This is a genomic window from Paenibacillus sp. FSL R5-0914, assembly GCF_038004525.1.
Classification (GTDB): Bacteria; Bacillota; Bacilli; order Paenibacillales; family Paenibacillaceae; genus Paenibacillus_AQ.
Map to the genome: position 1 here is coordinate 2,386,147 of NZ_JBBORH010000001.1, position 24,111 is coordinate 2,410,257.

Consider the following 24,111-nt stretch of genomic DNA (forward strand, 5'->3'; position numbering starts at 1 on the left):
TACCACGGGTGTATTATTGGTTATGATAATCCCTCGTCCCTGTTTTTTATAAACAGGGCGGGGGATTTTTTGTTTTGTTTAGCATGATGAAGAGAGCAGATTTAGAGGGGTATTTTTTAGGAGGGATAGACTGTGGCTAAAGAAAGATTCGAGAAACCTACAGGAACGCAGGATGTGCTTCCGGGAGCTGTGGAGAAATGGCAGTATATTGAGGGGAAGGCTAGAGATTTATGCCGTCGTTTCAATTACCGTGAAATCCGTACACCGATGTTCGAGTATACGGGGTTATTCGAGCGTGGAGTAGGCGAAACAACGGATATTGTAGAAGGCGAGATGTACACGTTCAAGGATAAAGGCGATCGTGATCTGGCGCTGCGTCCAGAAGGAACGGCTGGTGTCGTTAGAGCTTATGTTCAGAACAAGCTTTACGGTGAACCTGATGTAAGTAAGCTGTATTATATCGGACCTATGTTCCGTTATGAGCGTCCACAGGCAGGTAGATATCGTCAATTCCATCAGTTTGGTATTGAGGCTTTTGGAGCTGTGGATCCGGCTATTGATGCGGAAGTAGTCTCCTTAGGCTATCAATTCTATAAGGATCTTGGCCTTAAGGATGTAAGAGTGGAAATCAATTCTGTCGGTAACGCACCTAGCCGTGCAGCTTATCGGGAGAAATTATTGGGTTTCTTAAGACCAATGAAGGATACCCTTTGCAGTGACTGTCAGCGTCGTATTGAGCGTAATCCGCTTCGCGTGCTGGATTGTAAGGTAGATCAAGATAAATTTACAGATGCGCCTTCCATTTTGGATAGTCTGGACGAAGAGTGCACGACTCATTTTGAAAAGGTGAAGATGCACCTTGATATCATGGGTGTGGAATTCATCATTAACCCTCGACTTGTAAGAGGACTGGATTATTACACGCATACAGCGTTTGAATATAAAGCAGCAGGTATTGGTTCGATTGATACCGTGGGCGGCGGAGGCCGTTACAACGGTTTGGTTGAAGAAATTGGTGGACCGGATCAACCGGGTATTGGTTTTGGGATTGGACTTGAACGAATTCTCCTCATTTTGGAGGATCAGAAGGTAGAGCTGGAGACGGCGAAGCCACTGGATGTGTACTTCGTAGCTCTCGGTGAGGAAGCTGATATCGAAATCTCTAAGCAGCTATATATTCTGCGCAGCCAAGGGTTCTCAGCAGAACGTGACTACCTAGGCCGGAAAATGAAGGCACAGATGAAATCCGCAGACCGTATGTCGGCACGTTATACTGCGATTCTTGGCGAAGATGAGCTGAAGAATGGTGTAATTACCGTGAAGTCGATGAATACAGGGGAGCAACGCACCGTGAAGCTGGATGAGCTGGGTCAGGCACTGGTTTAGACCATCTGACTAACGTCTTATGGTGACTGTATAGAGAAAGATTAAAAATGTATTTTTAACCATGAAGGGGAATGATAAATTATGCAAAGAAGTCATCAGTGTGGACAATTAACACCAGAACATATTGGACAGACGGTAACCTTGAACGGATGGGTGCAGACTCGCCGTGACCTTGGGGGCGTATTATTTATTGATCTGCGTGACAGAAGCGGTATTGTACAAGTTGTATTTAACCCAGACTACTCTGGCGAAGCCTTACAAATTGCTGATAAGGTTCGTAGTGAATACGTCCTGGCTGTTAAAGGTAAAGTTGTTAAACGTGATGAGGAAACCATTAACCGCAACCTGCCAACAGGTGAAATTGAAGTGCAAATTACGGACATTGAAGTGCTGAACGCAGCTAAGACACCTCCGTTCTTCATCGAAGATGGTGTGGAAGTAGACGAGTCTCTGCGTCTCAAATATCGCTATTTAGACCTTCGTCGTCCGGAGATGCAAAGAACCTTGCTGCTTCGCTCGAAAGCTTCTAAGATTTTCCGTGATTTCCTTGACAGTGAAGGATTCATCGACGTAGAAACACCGATCCTAACTAAGAGCTCACCGGAAGGCGCGCGTGATTATCTGGTACCAAGCCGTGTGCATGAAGGCGAATTCTTCGCATTGCCGCAATCTCCACAAATCTACAAGCAATTGTTGATGGTCGGCGGCGTTGAGCGCTATTACCAAATTGCTCGTTGTTTCCGTGATGAAGATTTGCGTGCTGACCGTCAGCCTGAATTCACTCAAGTCGACATTGAGACTTCATTCCTGTCACAAGATGAATTGCTTGGTATGATGGAGAAGCTGATGCAGCGTCTGTTCAAGGAAACTGTAGGAGCAGATATTGAGCTTCCGTTCCAACGGTTGACTTATGCTGATGCTATGGGCAAATACGGTTCTGACAAACCTGATCTGCGTTTTGGATTAGAGCTTGTAGAAATGAACGATATTGTTGCTACTAGCGGTGTTAAGGTATTCGCTTCTGTAATCGAAAAAGGCGGCGAAGTGAAATGTCTAAATGCTAAAGGCTGTGGCACTTGGACTCGTAAAGAAATCGATGACCTTGGACCTTATGCTGCTCGCTATGGCGCGAAAGGCTTGGCATGGATTCAAGTGAAAGACGGCGAATTCAAAGGGCCGATTGTGAAATTCTTCTCCGAAGAAGAAATTGCGGCTGTGAAGGAACGTACAGGCGCTGAAGAAGGCGACCTTCTCCTCTTCTCCGCTGATAATAAAAAGGTTGTAGCAGACGTTCTAGGCGCCCTTCGTGTTAAAATTGGACGTCAGCTCGGTCTGATTGACGATAACGTGTTCAAGTTCGCTTGGGTTACAGACTTCCCACTCCTTGGATATGACGAAGATCAGAAACGTTATGTAGCAGAACACCATCCGTTCACTCGTCCACGTGAAGAGGATCTGCATCTATTTGACACAGATCCAGGTGCGATCCGTGCACAAGCTTATGACATCGTTCTGAATGGTTATGAAGTAGGCGGAGGCTCCATGCGGATTTACAAACGCGAAGTACAGGAGAAAATGTTCGAAGCCCTTGGATTTACGAAAGAGGTTGCTTATGAGAAGTTCGGCTACCTGATGGATGCGTTCGAATATGGTACACCTCCACACGGTGGTATCGCTTTTGGTTTAGATCGTCTAGTTATGCTGCTGTCCGGTCGTACAAATCTGCGTGAAACCATCGCATTCCCGAAAACGGCAAGTGCAACAGATCTACTTATGGACGCACCTTCGCCAGTAGATGGTTCACAATTGGAGCAGCTGCACATTAAGCTGGCGCTTAAACCGAAGAAAGAAAAAGAATAATTAACTAATCGAAGCAGGCGAGGCAGATTTCTGCTTCGCCAAAGCTTTTGAAGGAGGCTGAACCTCATGCTACATCAGTTCTCACGCACGGAACTGGCGATCGGACCGGAAGGTCTGGAAATAATGAAGAACAGCACGGTAGCGGTGCTTGGCATCGGCGGTGTTGGCGGTATAGCAGTTGAGGCTTTGGCGCGTACCGGCATCGGCAGACTGATTCTGATAGATAAGGACACTGTAGACATCACCAATGTAAACCGCCAGATTCATGCACTCACAACTACGGTTGGGCAGAAGAAGGCTGAACTGATGGTAGATCGTGTGAAGTTGATCAATCCGGAATGCGAAGCGATTGCGCTCAACATGTTCTATACGGAAGAAACCTATGAGGAATTGTTCAAATTAAAACCTGATTATGTACTTGATGCTTCGGATACGATTATTTATAAGGTTCACATAATCAAAGAATGTCTGTCCCGTGGAATTCCAATGATCTCAAGCATGGGCGCTGCCAACAAAATGGATCCTACAAGATTCCAGGTAGCGGACATTTCCAAGACAACTTATGACCCTATTGCGCGTGTCATTCGTCAGAAGCTGCGTAAGGAAGGAATTAAGAAAGGCGTGAAGGTGGTTTTCTCTACGGAGCCGCCAATGAAGCCACGTCAGGATGTTACGGATAAGATCGTTCCGGAGAATGCGCCGGATCGACGTAAAGCGAAACAACCACCAGCTAGTAACGCCTTCGTTCCGCCGGTAGCAGGCCTGATCATGGTCAGTGTTGCCGTGCGTGATTTGCTTGAGGCTGGAGGCGTCAGCGTGTAAGTGAATCGCTGAGCTGAAGCTGTTTCAATTATAGCGATAGTAGTAGTAAAATGGACCAAAAGGGCGACCAGCTGAAATCCAGTTGCGTACGCCCTTTTGTTGTGGTTAACAGGCGGGTCTGCAAGATGCAGACCACAAATAGGCATAATAATTGAACCGGGATGAACCGTTGATTATAAGCCTTATTATCCGGGTAATATCCGCCTGCGGAACTTAATATCAGTGGAGGTTTTTGTACATGAAATCAAATTTTTGGCGAAATAGTGTAGGGCTTGCACCTGAGAATGACTGGAAACGGGAGTGGGCTGCAGGGATCCTTTCGTATTTTGCTTCGGTATACATTGTAATGGTGAATGCGACCATTCTTCATGACGCGGGTATGCCGCTTAGACCAGCAATGGTGGCTACACTATTGACTGCCATTACAGGCTGTCTACTGATGGCCTTCGGTGGGAAGACACCAATCATCGTGGTACCAGGGATGGGGATAAACGCATTTTTCACATACACACTTGTACATTCAATGAATTTAGGTTGGAGAGAGGCACTTACTGTAGTTGTAATAACCGGTGTGTTATTCGCTATCGTGGCCTTCACATCGCTTTATCGTATTCTAAGTGAGGCGATTCCTCAAAACCTACAGCATGCCATTACAGTCGGGATAGGGCTTTTTCTGACCTTTATAGGACTGCAAAAAAGCGGGATTGTGATTGCGCATCAGACCACGTTTGTTGCTATAGGACATTTTAGCGATCCAGCAGTTATCACTTCCTGTGTAACCTTGTTACTCGCTTTAGTACTGTTTATCCGCGGGACCAACGGTGGTTTGCTTATCAGTATGCTGGTTGGTACAGGTCTAGCCTACTTGCTGGGAGCGGCTCACGCGCCTGAGAAGCAGGCATCCGGTCATGTATTTACGGGTTATGAAAGCTTATTTCTGGGAATGGACTGGAGCGGCATAGTGAGCCTTGTGTTCTGGATTGCTGTTTTCTTACTGCTCTTAATTGTTGTATTTGAAAATATTGGGCTAGTCGCCTCACAGACTATGATGGCAGGGCGTCCTGAGCGCTTCAAGAGTAGCTTACGAGCACTCTCTATTGCCAATATCGCTGCAGGTCTCTTCGGAAGCAGTCCTGTAGTAGCCGCTGCGGAATCTAATGCAGGTATTGCTGCAGGTGGACGTTCGGGACTGACCTCACTCGTGGCAGGGCTGCTGTTCGGGGCGACATTCCTGTTCCTCCCTCTGCTCTCCTACATTCCAGATAGTGCTATCGCTCCGATCTTGATTGTAATCGGTGGGCTTATGGTACAGAATGTGCGTGAAATGGACTTGGGAGATTTAACAGAGCTCTTTCCTTCTTTCCTAATCATGGTCATGATTCCATTCACCTATAGCATCGTAGATGGTATGGCTTTTGGATTTATTACTTATCCGATCGTGAAGCTTGCGGTGGGCAAGGGCAAGGAAGTACCTCCTGCGCTGTATGGGATTGCGGGTTTATTTGTAGCTAACTTTATTTTGCAAGCTGTGCTGTAGTCGTATGATCGCTTGAAAGATTTGGTATTTTAGTGCTGATTATGCTACAATGGGTATCCTTTTTGTGTGAGAAGAGGGAATGAGGAGAATGAAAATTTAAGCTCGATAAACTTTTAGGAGGTAACTGAAATTGGAAGACAACTTTCAAAGTGCCTATCAAGAGGAAGAAGACAGGCTGAATCAAGCGCTTACTGAGATTGACACCTTACTGGAGAAACTTAACCAGACTCCGGTGTACACGGGACATGATTATACGGAACAGGTGTTAGAAGCGAACCGTGATCAGAAGCGCAAAGATCTTGCCAAGCTTCGGCAGGAGCCTTATTTCGGACGGCTTGATTTTCAGGGCAATGATGAGAAGCAGCGGAAGGCACTCTATATAGGCAAAATCGGCGTAGACCGCGAGCAGGTAAGCGACCGTCCGCTAGTCATCGACTGGCGCGCACCGGTAGCAAGCCTGTTCTATTCGTTTACCGGTGGTACGGAGCCTGCCTCCTATGAAGCTCCTGAGGGGCTGATAGAGGGGCTGGTATACCTCAAGCGCAACGTAGTGATACGAAAGCAGATTCTGGAGCGGGTCGCAGATACGTATAATCGGGAGAGTGACGCACCTGTGGTGTCAGATGAGTTTCTCGTCTATCGCCTGGGTGAGAACAAAGATAATCGTCTCCGCGATATCGTATCGACCATTCAGGAGGAACAGGACAAGATTATCCGTGCCGCCAAAAATACAGCATTGATTATTCAGGGCGTAGCGGGAAGTGGTAAAACTACAGTTGCACTACACCGGTTAGCCTTTCTGCTGTATCAATACAAAGATCAGGTCTCTGCAGAAAAAATGATTATTTTTGCACCGAACCGGATGTTTCTGGATTATATTTCGGATGTACTGCCTGAACTTGGTGTAGGAAATATTGCCCAGAGCACTTTCCCGGATTGGGCTGCAAATGTACTAGGTCTGGAGCTTCCAGAGCAAGATGCTACGGAGACGATGAACCGTTGGTTCGAAACTCCGGGCGGCATGCCTGTGATTACAGAAGAGACACCTGGACGCTTCAAGGGTTCTACGGTGTTGATGGGAATAATAGAGTCCAGCATCAAGCTATTGGAAAGCAGCTCAGTACCTGAGGGTGATTTTATCCCATGGGAAGGCGCTGTACTGCGCCGCTCCATGATCTTGCGCTGGCATAATGAGGAGTACGCTCCTTATCCGCCAGCGAAGCGTAAGGAACGTGTAATGGCACGGATACATCGCTGGATTGAGATGGAGCTGAAGAAAAGTCCTTCAGCTGCAGCTATGAAGGATCGCAAGAAAAAAGGTGCTGCGCGAGAAAAAGCATACAGTGCGAAATGGCCTAAGTATGATCCGCTGACGATCTACAAGCAAATCTTTCGTGCGGCTAAAGTCCCGGAAGATTGGCCGGTGGATCCACCTGAGAATATTCCAGCAGCTGTGCTGAAGGAAACGGCAAAAGAGCTGAAAAAAGGGATTATACGTGAAGAGGATTTACCACCGCTGTTGTATATTTATTATCTTTTGAATGGGAACGAAGGCGGCGCTCGTTTTGATCATGTGGTGATCGATGAAGCCCAGGATTTCTCCCCCTTCCAAATTGCCGTGCTGGATTTATACGTGCGTGGACATTCCTTTACCATTCTAGGCGATCTGTCGCAGGGTATACACGCTTATAAAGGCGTACACGCATGGGAAGAGATGCAGACCTTATTTGCCCCTGAGAACACGGCTTACCATGCGTTGACACGCAGCTATCGTTCAACCATGGAAATTATAGACTTCGCTAATGGAATTCTATCGTTGGGAGTAGAAAGTTCGTTGTTGGCTGTTCCTGTCTTTCGTAGTGGTGACCCTGTTCGGATGATCGCCTACGGAGAAATAGTCGGAGAACGGGAAGCTGAAGGAAATGCTCGTTTGAGCACTATACAATCGGCACTGAAGTCCCTGTCTGGAAGGGAATATCGTACGGTGGCTGTGTTGACACGTAGTCTACGTGAAGCGACAGAGCTGTACGCTGAACTAGAGCAGCATTTTGAAGATATTCATCTGATCGACGGTAGCATGACGCAATATCAGGGTGGATTATCGGTACTACCTGTGTATTTATCTAAAGGTTTGGAATTTGATGCGGTCATCTTAGCAGATGCCGATCAAGACCATTACGGAGCGACAGCATGGGATGCGAAGCTGATGTATGTAGGTTGTACACGAGCGCTTCACGAGCTGTGGTTACTCCATAATGGGGAAATGCCTTCCTATGTGCAAACGGCGGCTGAAAGCGATTCTGAGGGGAACTAAGACTGGTGGAGAACAGTTATAACTGTTTTTGAACTTGTAACTCCCCTACGGGTATGGCTTAATAATAAGTGTCCGGCCGGGCAAGAACACTTCTGGAAGGAGGCTGAGTGAGATGATTTCAGTATACGAGGTGGTTTCCGTCTAAGACGGAAACCCGCTTAAAGCGAGGAGGCCGTAAGGCCTCCTTATTTCAAAACATGAGATATATGTACCGATTATCCATTAGGATTACGAAATGTGAATTAGAATGTAGACGCTACCAAGAGGTTTTTATATAATGAAATTACGGATTTTTCCAAATATGAGGAGAAGAAAGGAGGCAGGTGACGTGGAAATTACTTTATCAGTAGTTGACGGACGCATAGGAACACACCTGTTGAAGGAGGAAATGCAAGTTGAGTTATGTAAATGGGAAGGATGTGCTCCCCCCTGGCTTGCTCAAAGAGCTTCAGGGATACATCCAAGGTGAACTGCTCTACATCCCGAAGAAAACGGAAGAGCGGGTTAGATGGGGCGAGAACAGCGGTTCGAGGAAAGAGATAGCAAACCGCAATGAGGAAATTTTCAGTTGTCATCGAAAAGGCGATTCCGTAGCAGAGCTTCAGAAGAAGTATCATCTGTCGGAAGAGAGCATTCGGAAAATAATATCAAAAATGCGGCTGGCAATAAATTGCTAGCGTACAATTCAAGCATAAACGCCTTTGGCGGCCCTATAAGGACGGTAAGCGTTTATGCGAGAAATAATAAGGATAAAGTATAGCGTGGAACCTATACTTTCGTATATTTTGAAAAAAGAGCATGGCTCCCGCCTTTCTAAGACGAGATCATGCTCTTTTTATTTTTTTGTGAAAAATAAGTCTATGGTATGATAATGGGAGATGTACATTGGCTTTTATAAGAATATAGCAAGGAAGTGGAGTTATGGATTTATTTTCTATGGGAGAGGACAACGGGAGCGGACGGTTGCTTGCGGACCGAATGAGACCGGAGAATCTGGATGAATATATTGGTCAAGAACATATCATAGGCCGGGGAAAGCTGTTGCGAAGAGCGATCGAGGCAGACCAGGTCTCTTCGATTTTGCTTTATGGACCTCCTGGATGTGGCAAAACAACATTAGCTCATATCATTTCTCATCACACACAAGGTGAATTCGTACGCCTGAATGCGGTGGAGGCTTCTGTGAAGGATGTACGGGAGGTCATTGAACGAGCTCAAAATAATAAAACACTTTACGGTTCTAAGACGATTCTTTTTCTGGACGAGGTGCATCGGTTTAACAGTTCACGTCAGGACGCGCTATTGCCAGCAGTAGAAAAAGGTACCATTACATTTATTGGCGCAACTACGGAGAACCCGTTCCATTACGTTAACGGAGCACTTATGAGCCGTTCTACCTTGTTTCAGCTAGAGGCGCTAACGAGTGAACACAGTCTGGTCGCGATGCGCAGAGCTTTAGCAGACAAGGATAGAGGGCTTGGATTCATGGAGCTTCAGGTCGATGAAGAAGCATTGCTGCATATTGCTACCATGGCTAATGGAGATATCAGGCGGGCTTTAAATGCTCTGGAACTTGCAGCGTTAACTACTGCTCCAGAGGTAGACGGGAGTGTGCATATCACGCTGGAGGTGGCGGAAGAGTCGATTCGGCGCCCCATTGTGAAGGCAGATGAATCGACGCAGTATGATGTTCTATCTGCTTTTCACAAAAGCATTCGAGGTTCTAGTGATGCCGCCTTGTTCTGGTTTCTATATGCGGTAGAGAAATTGGGGATGGACCCGATGACTTTTATTCGTCGACTAATTGCAGCGAGCAGTGAGGATATTGGCTTAGCTAATCCCCAGGCTATGGTCCAAGCGGTGAGTGCGCTTGAAGCCTATAGAAATAACGGTTGGCCAGAAGCGAAGCTGAACATTGCGCAAGCCATTCTTTTCGCGGTGGAGAGTCCGAAGTCTAATGCCGTCTATACTGCTATTTCAAATGCAATGGCGAGTATGGATGAGATTAAATCCGCCGAGGTACCGCTACATTTACGGGATACACACTATAAAGGTGCTACTGCTCTAGGGCATGAAGGGTATCAATATCCGCACAATTTTCCGGGGCATTATGTGAAGCAGGAGTATTTGCCTATGGAGATTTCTCAGCGTGTCTTTTATCAAGCGACCGAGCAAGGAAATGAAATTAAAATCCGTCACAACCAACGACTCCGACGAGAACAATAGTCAACCAGTGACTGTAGTATCTTCCATTTTAATGCTAATAAGCAAATAAATCTAATGTAACACAAAAAAATATTTTTTCCAAAAAAAGGCGGCCTAGAGCCGTTTTTTTTGTTGTCTGCGTTACTTTTAATCACATGAACGAATTTTTTTTATAGGAAAAGATTGATAATTTACCATAAGTTAATTAAAATGAACTACAAAGTTACGGAGAAACAAGTTTTAATTCCGATGGAAGTACTTGTACTATTCTTAATGGTGTTAATAATCATAACAGTCAATGTTTGATATGTTTCATGAAAAGAATGCTGTTATATCAAAATTTACATAATATTTCATTGGGTAAATTTTGAAACTTTTGCCGTTAGGGGGATTAATTTGAGCGAAGAATTACTAGAAATCAAGAATTTGTCCACATCGTTCAGAATCGTAGATGACTATTATGCTGCAGTAGACGATGTTACCCTGTCCGTTCGCAAAAATGAGATTCTTGCCATCGTTGGAGAATCCGGCTCAGGAAAAAGTGCGCTCGCCTTTTCAATTATGGGATTGCACACAAGGGCCAAAATAGACGGACAAATCAAATACAAAGGTCAGGATATCGTTACTATGTCTCCTGCTGCACTCAACAAGCTGCGCGGTCAAGAAATGTCTATGATTTTTCAAGATCCTTTATCCGCATTAAATCCACTCATGATTATCGGTTCACAGATTGAAGAAGTACTCATCCTACATGATTCCAAGCTTTCGAAGAAGCAAAGAAAAGAGAAGGTCATTGATCTTTTGACCAAGGTTGGAATCTCCCGTCCCGAACATACATATCAGCAGTATCCCCACGAATTATCTGGTGGAATGAGGCAGAGGGTTGTGATTGCTATTGCGATTGCCAACGGCCCCAAGCTTTTGATCGCCGATGAGCCGACTACGGCACTAGATGTAACCATCCAATTGCAAATTCTTGAACTTATAAAAAAATTAAAAAACGATATGCAAGCAGGCATTATCTTAATTACCCATGATCTAGGGGTTGTGAGTGAAATGGCTGACCGGGTTGCGGTAATGTACGCCGGGCAAATCGTAGAAATCGCAGATATTTATACATTAACGTCTAATCCAAAGCATCCGTATACAAGATCCTTGTTGAACTCCATTCCAACCGTTAAAGAAGAGAAGTCTAGACTTCATGTGATTCAGGGAATTGTCCCACCATTACAGAATCTTCCGCGTAAAGGATGCCGTTTCGCGGCCCGAACACCTTGGATTCCGGAATGGGAGCATGAGGAAAATCCGCAGCTGCATGAAGTAGCCCCCGGGCATTTTGTTCGCTGCACCTGCCATAATAACTTTCATTTCCCGGATACTAACGAGGAGGCAATCTACAATGGGACTTCTTGAGGTTAAAAATTTAGCAGTTCATTTTCCAATCCACGGCGGCGTTTTTCGAAGGGAAATTGGCGTAGTCAAGGCAGTTGATAATGTTAGTTTTACTATTGAAGCAGGCAAAACTTACGGTTTGGTTGGTGAATCCGGATCAGGTAAGACGACTACTGGTCGTGGAATCATTGGACTCAATTCTATTACTAGCGGCAGTGTGATTTTTGAAGGACAGGATTTGACTTCAAAGGGTGTACGTAAGCAAAAAAATATCCGCAAGGACATTCAGATGATCTTTCAGGATCCGTACTCTTCCTTGAATCCAAAGAAACGTGTGCTGGATATTATTGCTGAACCCTTACGTAATTTCGAAAAGATGTCTCCGGGCGAAGAAAAAAGACGTGTGCAGGAATTGCTTTTGCAGGTTGGATTAAGTCCTGAAAATATTCTTAAATATCCGCATGAATTCTCAGGCGGTCAGCGGCAGCGGATCGGTATTGCAAGAGCTATTGCGCTCAAACCGAAGTTGATTATTGCGGATGAACCTGTCTCTGCGCTGGATGTTTCCGTACAGGCACAGGTGCTCAATTTTATGCAGGATATTCAAAAAGAACTGAATCTTACGTTTCTGTTCATCAGTCATGATCTCGGAATCATTAGGCATATGTGTGATCACATTGGGATTATGTATAAAGGACGTCATGTGGAGCAAGGGACTGCTAAAGATATTTTTGACAATCCTCGCCATATTTATACCAAACGTCTAATTGCTGCCATTCCTGATATTGATCCTAATCAAAGAGAGAAGCAGACGGAGTTTAGAAAATCAGTAAGTCTGGAATATGAACAAGCGCACCGGAATTATTTTGATGAACAAGGCATGCCTTATCCATTGAAATCCATTTCCGAGACTCATCTGGTAGCCTTGCCTGAGAAAGGTTGAGAATATGTGGAAGATTATTGTTCGTAGAATTCTTATTATGATTCCTCAAATATTTCTATTAAGTATTCTTGTTTTTCTAATGGCGAAGGCGATGCCGGGAGATGCGTTATCAGGGATGCTTGATCCAAATATTGATCCTGCGGCCATCGATGCGATGAGAGAAAAACTAGGCTTAAATGATCCGTGGTACATCCAGTACTGGGATTGGATCACTAAAGCGATTCAAGGTGATTTTGGTCAATCCTTCCGTTTCAAAATGCCTGTATCAGAGCTTATCGGTCAACGCCTCATGAATACACTTTGGCTGGCGATTGTCACGCTGATCCTTACATACCTTATTGCTATTCCACTTGGTATTACTAGCGGTCGTTATAACGATTCATGGCTGGATCGCCTCATTACTGGATACACCTATATTGGCTTTGCCGCACCATTGTTTATTTTCGCTCTCTTAATGGTATGGCTCTTCGGATTTCATCTTCATTGGTTTCCTACTAGCGGCAGTGTTAGTCCTGGAGAAGTTCCGGGTACGCTAAGCCACTTCTGGAGTAAGTTATACCATTTGCTACTCCCTGCTTTATCAATGGCGCTGATTGCAACGGTAGGAACGGTACAATATTTGCGAAATGAGATCATTGATACGAAGCAAAAGGATTTCATCCTCACGGCAAGAGCCAAAGGCGCTTCAGAGTCTCGTGTATATAATCGCCATATTTTGCGTAATTCCTTACTGCCGATTGCTGCATTTTTCGGGTATGAGATTACTGGGCTCATTGGTGGTACGGTGTTCGTTGAAAGTATCTTCAGCTATCCGGGTATGGGTATGCTGTTCCTCAGCTCGATAACGATCCGGGATTTCAGCGTAGTAACGGCCCTAGTTCTTCTGTATGGGGTTGCTGCCATCGTCGGTGCGTTGTTATCAGACATTATCTTAAGTATCGTAGATCCTCGTATCCGGATTAAATAAGAAGATGAACACTTTGAGGTGAATGAAATGGCAAAGACAAGCGCAGAGATAGCTCTGCTGCAGGAAACAGATAAAAGTCCATCAGGCTTCAGAATTGTTTGGCGAGAGATTATCCGGGATAAATTGGCTTTGGTCTCACTGGTTTTCCTATTTGCGATTATCGCCGCTGTTTATGGGATTTCCTTATTTTTAGATCAAAAAGAAATTGTTACGGTTGACTTGTTCGCCCTGTATGAGAAGCCTTCGGCTGTACACTGGCTGGGGACCGATTATGGAGGACGGGATGTATTCGGTCAATTAATTATAGGCACGCGAAATTCCATGTCGATTGCTTTTATGGTTACTTTTTTTACGGGAGTCATCGGTATTCTAGTAGGTTTGATCTCAGGTTACTTTGGTGGAACGATAGATAATATTTCGATGCGTGTTGTAGATTTCTTCATGATTTTGCCTTTTATAATGATTGTTATAGCTTTTGTGAGTGCAGTTCCTAAATACAATACGTTAACCTTCTCCTTTATCATGACTGCCTTTCTATGGATGGGGATTGCCAGGTTAATTCGTTCCAAGACGTTACAAGAGAAGGAACTGGATTACGTTCAGGCATCTAAGACCCTTGGTTCCTCCAATCTGAAAATAATGTTCACACAAGTGCTGCCGAACTTAAGCTCAATCATTATCGTCACGATGACTTTAAATTTGGCAGCTAATATTGGATTGGAATCAGGCCTATCCTTTCTAGGTTTTGGTTTTCCAGAAAGTACACCCAGTCTGGGTACTCTTGTAAGCTATGCGAGAAATCCGCAAACGCTTGAGTTCAGATGGTGGATCTGGTTACCCGCATCACTGCTGATCTTGGTACTGATGTTGAGTATAAATAATGTGGGTCAAGCGCTCAAACGTGCGACCGACGCAAGACAAAGAAAAGGATAATAAGGGAGGAAATGATTAAATGAGAAAAGCCATTCGTTCAAAAGCTTTACTAGTTTCATTAATGTTAGTAATGTTGTTCGCTCTTGCGGCTTGCGGCTCCAAGAACAACAACGGAGCGGCTGAGTCAACAGCAGCACCAAGTGCCAGTGCTCCTGCGGAAACCGCAGAAGCGACGGCAGCACCTGAAGCAGAAGACGGACTTTATAACATTAAGGATTTCAGTAACATTAAGACTAATCAAGGTGAAGCTATTGATGGCGGAACAATTACTTTTGGACTCGTTTCCGACAGTCCGTTTGAAGGTACCTTGAACTTGAACTTCTATTCTGGAGCTCCAGATTCTGAAGTGCTGAATTGGTTCGATGAAGGCTTGTTAACTTGGGACAAAGACTATGTGTACACGAATGATGGTGCAGCAACTTATGAAGTAGCAGAAGATGGACGGACTTTTACCTTTACGATTCGCGACAATGTGAACTGGCAGGATGGAAAGCCAGTGACAGCAGAAGATTGGCTGTTCGCGCATGAGGTTATTGGTAATCCGAAATATGATGGTCCACGTTACGGCTCTGACTTTACGAATATTGAAGGTATGGAAGAATACCACTCCGGAAAAGCAAAGACCATTTCTGGTATTAAAGTTCTGGGTGAGAAGAAGCTGCAAATTACTTATCTTAAATCTTCCCCTTCCCTGTTAACGGGTGGCATATGGATTTATCCATTAGCTAAACATATCTTTGGTGGTATGGATGTTGCCAAAATCTCCTCATCCCCTGAAGTTCGTCAAAAGCCAATTGGCTTCGGAGCTTTTAAAGTGGAAAGTATCGTTCCTGGTGAGTCTGTAGTATTCGTTAAGAATGAAGATTACTGGCGCGGCGCACCTAAATTGGATAAAGTAATTTTGAAGGTAATCAACCCTACGACTGTTGTGCAAGAACTGAAGTCTGGTGGAGTTGACTTGGTGGATGCCTTCCCTATCGATCAATTCCCAGATAATGCAAAAATGTCAAATGTCGAGTATCTCGGTGCTGTTGACCGTGCATATACGTATATTGGATTTAAGCTAGGTAAATGGGATGCAGAGAAAAAAGTCGTTGCTACCGATCCTAAAGCTAAAATGGCGGATGTGAACCTGCGTAAAGCTATGTGGGCTGCTGTAGACAATGATACAGTGGGTAAGAAATTCTACAGTGGTCTTCGCTGGAATGCAACAACTTTAATTCCACCTTCCCATCCGGAATTCCATGATGCTTCTAATCCAGGTGTACCTTATGATCCAGAAGCTGCTAAGAAGATCTTGGATGACGCTGGTTACAAACTTAACGGTGAATTTAGAACGAATCCGGATGGCAGTGAGCTGAAGATTAATTTCATCTCGATGACAGGATCGGACATTGCAGAACCATTGGCTCAATATTATGTACAATCCTGGAAAGCGATTGGTCTGAATGTGAATTTGGAGATGGTAGAATTTAATACGTTCTATGATCGTGTTGGACAAAATGGTGAGGATGATCCTTCTGTGGATGTTTACCAAGGTGCTTGGACTGTAGGGATTGATGTTGACCCAACAGGTCTTTATGGTAAAGACGCGATCTTTAACTTCCCGCGTTACTCGAGTGCAGAGAATGATCGTTTGCTCACCGAAGGAGTCTCCGAGGATGCATTCGATGTAAATAAACGTAAAGAGATCTATAAAGAATGGCAACAGTTTATGGTTAACGAGATTCCTGTATTCCCTACGCTTTATCGTGCGGCCCTAGTTCCGGTCAACAACCGTATACTGAATTATGGAATTGGTGATGGAACTGGACTTTACTATAATGACATTGCAGTTTCTGCGGATAAAGCTGCAGTAGCTCAGTAAATAGAAACAACACAGAACAGCAGTTCAGGGAGAGTTTCCTGAACTGCTATTTGTTTGTTTCTATTTGAATCGCTCATTTGGTTATTATTCGCTTCAATGTCGGTTAGTTGTATTTCATGCAACTAAAACCTAAATTTTAGAGCTAAGTATGTAATATAACTGTACTTCATACATCTATTTTCCGGATGTGAAGATAAATAAGGGTTATCGGGTGATTTTAACTGTACATACTACAACTAAATCGAAAAGGGATTCTGAACACAAGAAATAGCTGTATAAAATACAGCTATTTCTTAGGTTCTCGTATATTAGAGTTAATGTTGTAAGTTATAGAATACACTTAAGCTTGCGCTGAAGGAACAACCTTCTCGGCATATTCTATCGTTCCGCCACCGAGACATTGCTCACCGAGATAGAAGACAACGGCTTGGCCAGGCGTTATCGCTTTTTGTGGAACATCAAATTCTACGTTTATCGTTCCGTCTTCCTGTGCTGTAAGGGTCACGCCTTGATCAGGCTGGCGATAGCGGAATTTGGCGGTGCATTTTAGCGGCTCAAGACCTAGCTCTTGCCCGTTAATCCAGTTTACACCGGAGGCAATCAGACTAGTGGAGTACAGGCTGTGGTGCTTGTCTCCTTGAACTACATAAAGAATGTTGCGGCTAAGGTCTTTTTCGGCTACAAACCAAGGTTCACCGTTACCGGAGCCACCAATGCCAAGGCCTTGGCGTTGACCCAATGTATAGTACATAAGTCCATCGTGGCGGCCTTTGATTTCTCCAGTTGTTATATCTACCATATCACCCGATTGTGCTGGAAGATACTGGCTGAGGAATTCGCGGAAGTTACGCTCACCGATGAAGCAAACGCCTGTGCTATCTTTTTTCTTGGCAGTATAGAGTCCGGCTTCTTCGGCAATTCTCCGAACTTCCGGTTTCGGAAGATGACCAATCGGGAACATTGCTTTAGAGAGTTGATACTGTCCCAGCGCATTCAAGAAATAGGTCTGGTCTTTATTGTTGTCTACACCGCGGAGTAGCTTGTACACACCATCTTCTTCTATAACTCGTGCATAATGTCCAGTCGCTACATAATCGGCGCCAAGCTGAAGGGCTTTGTTCAGGAACTCTCCGAACTTGATCTCTCGGTTGCACATGACGTCTGGATTCGGCGTCCGGCCGGCCTTATATTCATCGAGGAAATAAGAAAATACTTTGTCGAAGTATTCCTTCTCGAAATTAACGGTATAGTAAGGAATATCAATCTGCTCGCATACGCGGCGAACATCCTCTGCATCGCTTTCGGCCGTACATACTCCGAATTCGTCGGTATCGTCCCAATTTTTCATGAAGATGCCGATGACGTCATAGCCCTGCTGCTTGAGCAGAAGCGCCGTGACGGAGGAATCGACCCCTCCGGACATGCCGACGACGACACGGGTGTCTTGTTTTGCTTTTGTCATCGTAATCACCATTTCTGTACCCAAAATACCGGTCATTCATGGAACACCCGGCTCAAAATGTATTATAACATACCTGTCTACTGTAAAGCCTAAAATAAGAGGCTGAGAATAGAAAAATGTCCACCAGGGGTGAACATTCTTGCAAAATGTTTCGTTTGCCATTTCATTTGTGACTTCGAATATGATAACATAAACTAAGAGTAATCATCGGAATACCTTGATATGACAAACGCATGACTTACCGAATCAATAGTATACAATAACTAGACACTAAACCGAAAGAGGTGCCCCTTTGAAAATATCAACCAAAGGACGTTACGGACTAACAATTATGATGGAGCTTGCACTGAAATTTGGTGAAGGACCGACCTCACTTAAGAGCATCGCTGAGAAAAATGGACTTTCTGAACACTATCTGGAGCAGCTAATTGCTCCTCTGCGTAACGCAGGACTTGTAAAAAGTATTCGTGGTGCATACGGTGGATACATTTTATCACGTGAGGCTAGTGCTATCACAGCGGGTGACATCATTCGTGTGCTAGAGGGCCCAATTTCTCCAGTAGATTTTACTGAAGAAGATGATGCAGCAAAACGCGATTTATGGCTGCGTATTCGCGATAGCATCGCCGACGTACTAGATTCCACGACTCTTCATGACTTGATTAATTATAAAGAAGAGAGCTTGGCGGACAACTATATGTTCTACATATAGTTAATGTATTTGGAATAAAAAACTTAAAGTTATAGCATTATCGATGTTTAAGCCCCCTTTTTGGGGGCTTTTTTAATGGGAAAATCACATTCAGAGTAATCAATGAAGCTTGTCTTCTCGATTACCGGGAGAAAGGTCCAGGTTACTCTCGCTACGCAAAAAAAGGATGCCCTATATTCGCTCGGCATCCTTTTAATTAATCATCAGAAGTTTATTAATAGCTTATTGATTATCACCAAACCAGATGTTCTCTGTACCGGTCCGCGTGTCCGTCCATACGCTCACTAGACGGCCTGTTTGGGGGACAATGGCATTGCCGATGTAGTCCCCAATTAGGGGAATACCGGTGACGTCAAAGGAAGTTGTCGTTATACGGGTGTTTGTAAACGTCATCCCCCCATCTCTAGATGTAGCTAGATAAACATCAAGGTTGAGGGGATTGACTCGATTAGTGTAATAGGTAACGAATATTGCACCATCCGCAGGGGATACGGTGATGGCTGGGAAAAAGTTTTGGGAGCCCACCGGACTACCTGTAATGGATATTGGTGCCCCCCAATCTACACCGAAATTGGTGGAAGTGGCAAGAAAAATATCGGAATAACCTTCTCGAAAATCTTGCCATACAGCATAGACATTACCTCGCGTCGTCGGTGCATTAGAAATATCTGCTGCGAGGGAAGGGTATGTCAGACATCTAAATGTATATCCCGGCAATGGATCTGGTGGGACTACAACGCTGGCGACCATGGTTTCAGGAGTAAAAGTGACCCCACCGTCTGAGGATGTGCGAATTTTAAGATCAGTATTACCGGGAGGCTGATTGATCCATCCCACGATAACAATCCCATTTAATGTAATCGCTATACCGGGGAATTCTTCGAATTCTTCGACCGAAGACAGCAGGGAGGGGCTGGAATAGGTATTACCGTTATCTAGGGAACGATTGAAGAATATCGTATTTCCCGGTATGAATTGTGTGTTGTAATCATGCGTATAACCAGTATATACATTTCCAAAAAAAGGACTTGATCCAGCTTTGTCGGTGACAACGACCACCTGATCATCATTTACAAACTGCCCAAACCCTTGATTCACGATGACTGGCGGTCCGAATGAAGAAGCATTGTCGGCAGATGTATAGGATACGATCGACCCGCTGAGACCGTCTGAATCGAAGGCGTGGGCTAATACTACGAAAGTGGTCGGAAAAATATAATCAATATGTGGTGCTTCGATGCCTGCAAATCCTGTCGGTAACGGCAATAACGTTGTTGTCCAAGTGGCACCTGCGTCAATAGATTTGTATAAACCTATGTTAGGAGGGCCTGATCGAAGATCAACAGCTACGGCAACCATAACTGAAGGATTAAGCCAATTTACCGCGATAGTGGGCTCAAACTGAACGCTTGCGCTCGGCGAAATTTGAATATTAGCCATGCTAAGCTCCTTTCGTCATAGAGTTTTCGTTACTTACGGGTTCAGCTGAGCTATGAAAGTAAGTTCGGATTGCAGCACTCTTTGATGGGGGATGACGTTTCCTGACGAATCCGTTCCGAACACCGTGATAATCGTGTCTGCCGGTGCGTTTCCAGTTACGAGAAATTGGACTTCATAAGCTGAATTGCCTGCGATATTAAAACTGAGAAACTGGCTGGTGTTCGCATTAACATTTAATGAGTTGGAGTAGACTAAACCTTTACTAACCAAGGTATTCCATACGTAAACGTGATAGACTACGTTAGATGAAAAACTAAGGTTGTCATTATCGATATTAATGACCACGTTGGATGCTGGGGTAGTACCTGTGTTCGTAATGATGCCTGTTGTTGTTGCCATGAGCTTCACCTCTTTATTAGTTTGCTATATATATATGAATTGAGATTCATTGTGTTTGGACAAGGGAATCAGAAAAATCGCGGAAATTGGAAGTATGAGAGGTATGCTATTATTCCATGAATCTCCCCTTCCTCTTGCCTCGCAACTTACAAATTATTCCTGAATAAATTGATAGAAAATGAGGAGAGGAGTGATGGAAATGGCTTTTACAACAGGTCTTATTACTAATACGAGAGCTACTGGTACTGCAGCAAGTAATGTAGTGGTCAGCGTTCGCAACACAAGTAACGCGAGTGCAATGATGATCGTCGAAGTTTTCGGCGTTCCATATTCAACGCTTGCACTAACACCACTGTATGTCACAGGTTATTATGTTCCAGCAATGAGTTCTGATGTCAGAGAGTTCTTCATTGCAGGGAATGTCGCTTACGAGGTTCAGGTAAGTAGTCCTTATCCATTGGCTAATGTGGTGTGCTCCATGTACGGATTGGACGAGTTCGGAAATCTTGTTACAGAACAGAGAGTGCTTCAATCTGAATTAACGGAGATTACCGCACTTTCTTTACCTGTATAACAGTATTTTGGTGAAATCAAGAAGCAACCACCGATGAGAATTGGGTGGTTGCTTCTTTTTTAGGCGCAATAAATCCTCTTAGGGCATTCACACAGGCACAAAGGTGGAATTTAAATATACTAATTTTATACTCCAATGTAGAGAGAGGTAAAAATCATGGCGGATGTAGGAGTAGTTATGCCTTTGTATACCCAAAAGCCGGAATTCCTCCGGCAAGCTCTGGAGTCTGTTCTGCGCCAAACCTTCACCGAATTTCGACTGATCATTGTAATTGATGGTGCACCAGATATGGAACCGCTTGTGAGATCAATAATTGCTGAGGATCCAAGGGTAACTATTATCTCTTATGTACAGAACAGGGGTATTGCACATGCGCTGAATACGGGCTTTGATCTTTTATTTAGCGAACCCAGTATTCAGTATTTGAGCTGGGTCTCCAGCGATAATGTTTATGAACCCCGTTTTCTCGAAATCCTTCGAGGGGCACTAGTGAAGGGGCCGCAGGAGCTAGGAATCGTGTACAGTTCTTTTCAAAGTATAGATAACGAGGGAAACCTACTTCATAACGAGCATCAGCTAGCTACTCAGCGAAATTACCAGTCACAGCCCAAAGAGAGATTGCTGGATTACTCGCTTATTGGTGTTTCTTTCATGTACAAATCGCAGGTTGCGAAGCTTGTTGGGGGGTACGGAATGGAGCCGGTGGAGGATTATGATTACTGGCTGAGACTTGCTGAACATTGTGATATTCGCTTTATCCCCGTGGAGCTGGTGAATTATCGTGTGGACTCTACCTTTAGTGTATCTGCACAGTTACATTCCACTGAAAATCATCGGAGATGGAGATATACGTACCACTTGACCCGCCATCAGGCGCGATTCCGTAGAGGGATTCGTCCTATGATTACCGTTTTATTTCCTGTAGTAAATGCTGGTGCGGAGGAAATAGCGAGGATAGAGAATTTGTATGAACAGACGTATAGCAATTATGAGTGTCGGGTGCTGGATTTATCACTTACGGGTCAACCATCTGTTCTAATAGGTTCAATCCCTCATCCTGCAACAGAGTTTGTTTACATGCCAGGGGTTGTGGAGTCGCATGCGATTTGTGGAGCGCTAGAGCACTTGTCCACTCCCTACACGATAGTTTTAGGTCCCAAGATTTTCATCGGAACACTCGATATTGAATACATGCTGGAGGCTTTGATTACTACCGGTGGAGACACGATCTCCAATTATTATACGGATGATCATAGCTTGATTGGATTCCGGCATAGACATGTCCCATCGACTAAAAATCACTACTATAATGAGCTGTTTCGAAGCACAGACTTGTATGATTTGTTGAAGATCTATTTTTCCTAAAATAATATGTGAATGAGTGATCGTAATGAAGATTTTGTTCACCTTTTTCAACCCGAGCGGTGGCATGCAGACCCTGAACCGAGTGCGCTGCCAAGCATTATATGATCGCGGTGTAGAGTGTCATTTGTTGTACACACACCCTGGAAAAGGGCAGCAAAATATCCCTAATATTCAAACCTATATTACCAATAATGATGACGAGATCAGGGGACTGCTCACTCGGGAAGCTTTTGACTTGATTGTAGTGTGTACGGATATTTACTTAGCGGAGAGGTTCAGAGGGTTTGGTTACAAGGGGCCGCTTGTTTTTGAGGTACAGGGATTGGGGACCTTAGATGAAGCGGAGCAAGTTATTAGTAATTATAATGAGCGGATTCACAAGCTAACCGATGCACTGCTCTATCCAGAAACCACTCATTTGCAGACGCTTTTTAAAGGTGGATTTCCATCTGTTAGTCAATATTGCTTTGACAATCCGATCGATTGCGATCAGTTTGGATATACCAATTATCCCGCAAAAAGCTTTCCCATCCTCGGCTGGGTGGGACGAATTCAAACGAATAAGAACTGGAGAGAATTTCTACAAATCGGACAACGGCTGCTGGCGATCCATCCCGAGCTTTATTTATGGATTTTTCAGGACGATACTTTGTTTGAGCCGGAGCAAAAAGAGAGCTTCGAACAATTTGTAGCCGAGACAGGGATTTCCTCACGTTTGATTTCGCATTCCAATGTTCCTCACGGGCAAATGGCAGATTATATGAGCATTATTGGTGACTCGGGTGGACTGCTATGTTCAACCTCTATTCTCGAGGGGTTTGGGTACGCAGTAGCCGAGGCGATGTTGTGTCGTTGTCCTGTTCTTACTACGGATTCGGATGGCATTCGGAGACTTGTCATTAATAATCATACTGGAAAAATATACACAAGAGGGCAGCTGGATGAAGCTGTGAATGCTGCTTTATCTTTAATGCATGATCCAGCACTGCGGGACAGAATTAGGATGAATGGCGAATGGCATATCCGAAACAATCTTTCCTCCGGGCTGTATGCGGATAGATTTCTCCAGATGTCTCATCAATTGATGAGACGCCGGTCTAAGATCGAGCGTCGATGGTCTTAACTCTGCGGTTATGCCGCAGGGTTAAGATGTTTTTTAAAATATAAGAATTTATATGCTTACGTTATAAATTATCCTTCTATTTCTGCGCCTCTTCAATTAATTCCTTTGCATCATTCCTAACATTTCCGACAGCCATGGAAACTGGATAGGCTCGCATTAGTTGTTGATCATACGGTTTCAGGAGCTTTATTAGAGAGGTAGTGTCCTGATTGCCCCGATCCAGCCACTCTGTCTCATCCTCAGGCTTCAAAATAACCGGCATGCGATTATGGATTTCAGCCATAAGCTCGTTCGGAGTAGTCGTTATAATCGTGCAGGTACTTAGTTTATTACCCTCAGGGTCCATCCAAATATCATATAATCCGGCCATAGAGAAAATACCTCCATCGCGCATCACGATCCGCATGGGTTGTTTGCTGCTGCCCTGCACCTTCCATTCGTAGAATCCGTCAGATGGGATGATGCAGCGGCGTGAGCTTACTAAGCGCTTGAAAGAAGGTTTCTCCAGCAGCGATTCTGCCCGGGCATTGATCATTTTATTGCCGATTTTGTTATCCTTTGCCCATGAAGGAACCAGGCCCCAACGCAGTTCCCCGAGCTTATTGCTGGAACCTGTATTAATGACTGCCGGAATTTGCTGCATGGGCGCGGCGTTATATTTAGGGGCATAGTGGATAATGGTTGAATCATTCGCAAAATATCTGACCATCAACTCTTCCATAGTGACGGTTATTGTATAGCGTCCGCACATTATTTACACTCCCCAGTCAGTAGATTAGAAGTTCACTCCGTTTACAGCTTAATTTCATC

20 protein-coding genes are annotated in these 24,111 nt (G+C 44.5%); 16 read left to right on the forward strand and 4 right to left on the reverse strand.

Annotated features, from left to right (window positions below):
* Positions 1-132 precede the first annotated feature (132 nt).
* From hisS to MKX60_RS10530, 12 genes are all read left to right on the forward strand, one after another.
* Positions 133-1,386 (forward strand): histidine--tRNA ligase, encoded by a 1,254-nt coding sequence (gene hisS, locus MKX60_RS10475; RefSeq protein ID WP_076299700.1) that lies wholly within the window; start codon positions 133-135, stop codon positions 1,384-1,386.
* An 81-nt stretch (positions 1,387-1,467) separates the two neighbouring features.
* Positions 1,468-3,246 carry an aspartate--tRNA ligase gene (gene aspS, locus MKX60_RS10480; protein WP_042191089.1) on the forward strand — a complete coding sequence of 593 codons (1,779 nt, stop codon included), beginning with the start codon at positions 1,468-1,470 and terminating at the stop codon, positions 3,244-3,246.
* 66 nt (positions 3,247-3,312) lie between these two features.
* On the forward strand, positions 3,313-4,068 hold the full coding sequence (locus MKX60_RS10485; RefSeq protein WP_042191088.1) for a tRNA threonylcarbamoyladenosine dehydratase: 756 nt from the start codon (positions 3,313-3,315) through the stop codon (positions 4,066-4,068).
* A 238-nt stretch (positions 4,069-4,306) separates the two neighbouring features.
* The gene (locus MKX60_RS10490) at positions 4,307-5,605 is read left to right on the forward strand and encodes an NCS2 family permease (protein ID WP_042191085.1); all 1,299 of its coding nucleotides are present in this window, start codon (positions 4,307-4,309) and stop codon (positions 5,603-5,605) included.
* Between the two features lie 130 nt (positions 5,606-5,735).
* Positions 5,736-7,919, forward strand: a complete 2,184-nt coding sequence (locus MKX60_RS10495; RefSeq protein ID WP_341059727.1) for a HelD family protein — start codon at positions 5,736-5,738, stop codon at positions 7,917-7,919.
* 395 nt (positions 7,920-8,314) lie between these two features.
* Positions 8,315-8,596 (forward strand): CD3324 family protein, encoded by a 282-nt coding sequence (locus tag MKX60_RS10500; RefSeq protein WP_042191081.1) that lies wholly within the window; start codon positions 8,315-8,317, stop codon positions 8,594-8,596.
* Between the two features lie 244 nt (positions 8,597-8,840).
* Positions 8,841-10,145 (forward strand): replication-associated recombination protein A, encoded by a 1,305-nt coding sequence (locus MKX60_RS10505; protein WP_341059729.1) that lies wholly within the window; start codon positions 8,841-8,843, stop codon positions 10,143-10,145.
* Positions 10,146-10,520: 375 nt separating this feature from the next.
* Complete coding sequence (locus tag MKX60_RS10510; protein WP_042191077.1) at positions 10,521-11,537, forward strand: ABC transporter ATP-binding protein; 1,017 nt, start codon at positions 10,521-10,523, stop codon at positions 11,535-11,537.
* Positions 11,524-12,459 carry an ABC transporter ATP-binding protein gene (locus tag MKX60_RS10515; RefSeq protein ID WP_341059731.1) on the forward strand — a complete coding sequence of 312 codons (936 nt, stop codon included), beginning with the start codon at positions 11,524-11,526 and terminating at the stop codon, positions 12,457-12,459. The genes MKX60_RS10510 and MKX60_RS10515 overlap by 14 nt, the downstream gene beginning before the upstream one ends.
* 4 nt (positions 12,460-12,463) lie before the next feature.
* The gene (opp4B, locus tag MKX60_RS10520; protein WP_076284831.1) at positions 12,464-13,426 is read left to right on the forward strand and encodes an oligopeptide ABC transporter permease; all 963 of its coding nucleotides are present in this window, start codon (positions 12,464-12,466) and stop codon (positions 13,424-13,426) included.
* A 27-nt stretch (positions 13,427-13,453) separates the two neighbouring features.
* On the forward strand, positions 13,454-14,359 hold the full coding sequence (locus MKX60_RS10525; protein WP_076284830.1) for an ABC transporter permease: 906 nt from the start codon (positions 13,454-13,456) through the stop codon (positions 14,357-14,359).
* Between the two features lie 19 nt (positions 14,360-14,378).
* The gene (locus MKX60_RS10530) at positions 14,379-16,226 is read left to right on the forward strand and encodes an oligopeptide ABC transporter substrate-binding protein (protein ID WP_076284829.1); all 1,848 of its coding nucleotides are present in this window, start codon (positions 14,379-14,381) and stop codon (positions 16,224-16,226) included.
* Between the two features lie 340 nt (positions 16,227-16,566).
* On the opposite strand, the gene mnmA is transcribed toward MKX60_RS10530, so the two are convergent.
* Positions 16,567-17,688 (reverse strand): tRNA 2-thiouridine(34) synthase MnmA, encoded by a 1,122-nt coding sequence (gene mnmA / locus MKX60_RS10535; protein ID WP_341060292.1) that lies wholly within the window; start codon positions 17,686-17,688, stop codon positions 16,567-16,569.
* Between the two features lie 292 nt (positions 17,689-17,980).
* Here mnmA and cymR point away from each other — a divergent pair, with 292 nt between their 5' ends.
* Positions 17,981-18,400, forward strand: coding sequence for a cysteine metabolism transcriptional regulator CymR (cymR, locus tag MKX60_RS10540; protein WP_042191066.1), 420 nt, complete (start codon positions 17,981-17,983; stop codon positions 18,398-18,400).
* Positions 18,401-18,622: 222 nt separating this feature from the next.
* On the opposite strand, the gene MKX60_RS10545 is transcribed toward cymR, so the two are convergent.
* Positions 18,623-19,840 (reverse strand): sialidase family protein, encoded by a 1,218-nt coding sequence (locus tag MKX60_RS10545; protein WP_076284828.1) that lies wholly within the window; start codon positions 19,838-19,840, stop codon positions 18,623-18,625.
* A gap of 33 nt (positions 19,841-19,873) precedes the next feature.
* A complete protein-coding gene (locus MKX60_RS10550; protein ID WP_042191062.1) occupies positions 19,874-20,239 on the reverse strand; it encodes a hypothetical protein in 366 nt (121 codons plus the stop codon).
* A gap of 199 nt (positions 20,240-20,438) precedes the next feature.
* On the opposite strand from MKX60_RS10550, the gene MKX60_RS10555 reads away from it, so the two are divergent.
* The 3 genes from MKX60_RS10555 (at position 20,439) to MKX60_RS10565 (ending at position 23,301) form a co-directional block, all read left to right on the forward strand.
* Positions 20,439-20,813, forward strand: a complete 375-nt coding sequence (locus tag MKX60_RS10555; RefSeq protein WP_042191060.1) for a hypothetical protein — start codon at positions 20,439-20,441, stop codon at positions 20,811-20,813.
* A 156-nt stretch (positions 20,814-20,969) separates the two neighbouring features.
* Entirely contained in the window at positions 20,970-22,178 is a 1,209-nt protein-coding gene (locus MKX60_RS10560; protein WP_341059733.1) for a glycosyltransferase family 2 protein, read from the forward strand.
* Positions 22,179-22,203: 25 nt separating this feature from the next.
* Positions 22,204-23,301, forward strand: coding sequence for a glycosyltransferase family 4 protein (locus MKX60_RS10565; RefSeq protein ID WP_341059735.1), 1,098 nt, complete (start codon positions 22,204-22,206; stop codon positions 23,299-23,301).
* Positions 23,302-23,377: 76 nt separating this feature from the next.
* Here the strand turns inward: MKX60_RS10565 and MKX60_RS10570 are convergent, their stop codons facing one another.
* Positions 23,378-24,052: an SOS response-associated peptidase gene (locus MKX60_RS10570; protein ID WP_341059736.1), complete on the reverse strand. Its 675-nt coding sequence runs from the start codon at positions 24,050-24,052 to the stop codon at positions 23,378-23,380.
* Between the last annotated feature and the right edge of the window lie 59 nt (positions 24,053-24,111).

Excerpts from the sequence above, each read along its gene's own strand:
- aspS (WP_042191089.1), top strand. The coding sequence starts at position 1,468 with ATGCAAAGAAGTCATCAGTGTGGACAATTAACACCAGAACATATTGGA.
- MKX60_RS10565 (WP_341059735.1), top strand. The coding sequence starts at position 22,204 with ATGAAGATTTTGTTCACCTTTTTCAACCCGAGCGGTGGCATGCAGACC.
- MKX60_RS10505 (WP_341059729.1), top strand. The coding sequence starts at position 8,841 with ATGGATTTATTTTCTATGGGAGAGGACAACGGGAGCGGACGGTTGCTT.
- mnmA (WP_341060292.1), bottom strand. The coding sequence starts at position 17,688 with ATGACAAAAGCAAAACAAGACACCCGTGTCGTCGTCGGCATGTCCGGA.
- MKX60_RS10560 (WP_341059733.1), top strand. The coding sequence starts at position 20,970 with ATGGCGGATGTAGGAGTAGTTATGCCTTTGTATACCCAAAAGCCGGAA.
- MKX60_RS10490 (WP_042191085.1), top strand. The coding sequence starts at position 4,307 with ATGAAATCAAATTTTTGGCGAAATAGTGTAGGGCTTGCACCTGAGAAT.
- MKX60_RS10485 (WP_042191088.1), top strand. The coding sequence starts at position 3,313 with ATGCTACATCAGTTCTCACGCACGGAACTGGCGATCGGACCGGAAGGT.
- MKX60_RS10555 (WP_042191060.1), top strand. The coding sequence starts at position 20,439 with ATGGCTTTTACAACAGGTCTTATTACTAATACGAGAGCTACTGGTACT.
- MKX60_RS10530 (WP_076284829.1), top strand. The coding sequence starts at position 14,379 with ATGAGAAAAGCCATTCGTTCAAAAGCTTTACTAGTTTCATTAATGTTA.
- MKX60_RS10545 (WP_076284828.1), bottom strand. The coding sequence starts at position 19,840 with ATGGCTAATATTCAAATTTCGCCGAGCGCAAGCGTTCAGTTTGAGCCC.
- MKX60_RS10525 (WP_076284830.1), top strand. The coding sequence starts at position 13,454 with ATGGCAAAGACAAGCGCAGAGATAGCTCTGCTGCAGGAAACAGATAAA.
- MKX60_RS10515 (WP_341059731.1), top strand. The coding sequence starts at position 11,524 with ATGGGACTTCTTGAGGTTAAAAATTTAGCAGTTCATTTTCCAATCCAC.
- opp4B (WP_076284831.1), top strand. The coding sequence starts at position 12,464 with ATGTGGAAGATTATTGTTCGTAGAATTCTTATTATGATTCCTCAAATA.
- MKX60_RS10570 (WP_341059736.1), bottom strand. The coding sequence starts at position 24,052 with ATGTGCGGACGCTATACAATAACCGTCACTATGGAAGAGTTGATGGTC.
- MKX60_RS10550 (WP_042191062.1), bottom strand. The coding sequence starts at position 20,239 with ATGGCAACAACAACAGGCATCATTACGAACACAGGTACTACCCCAGCA.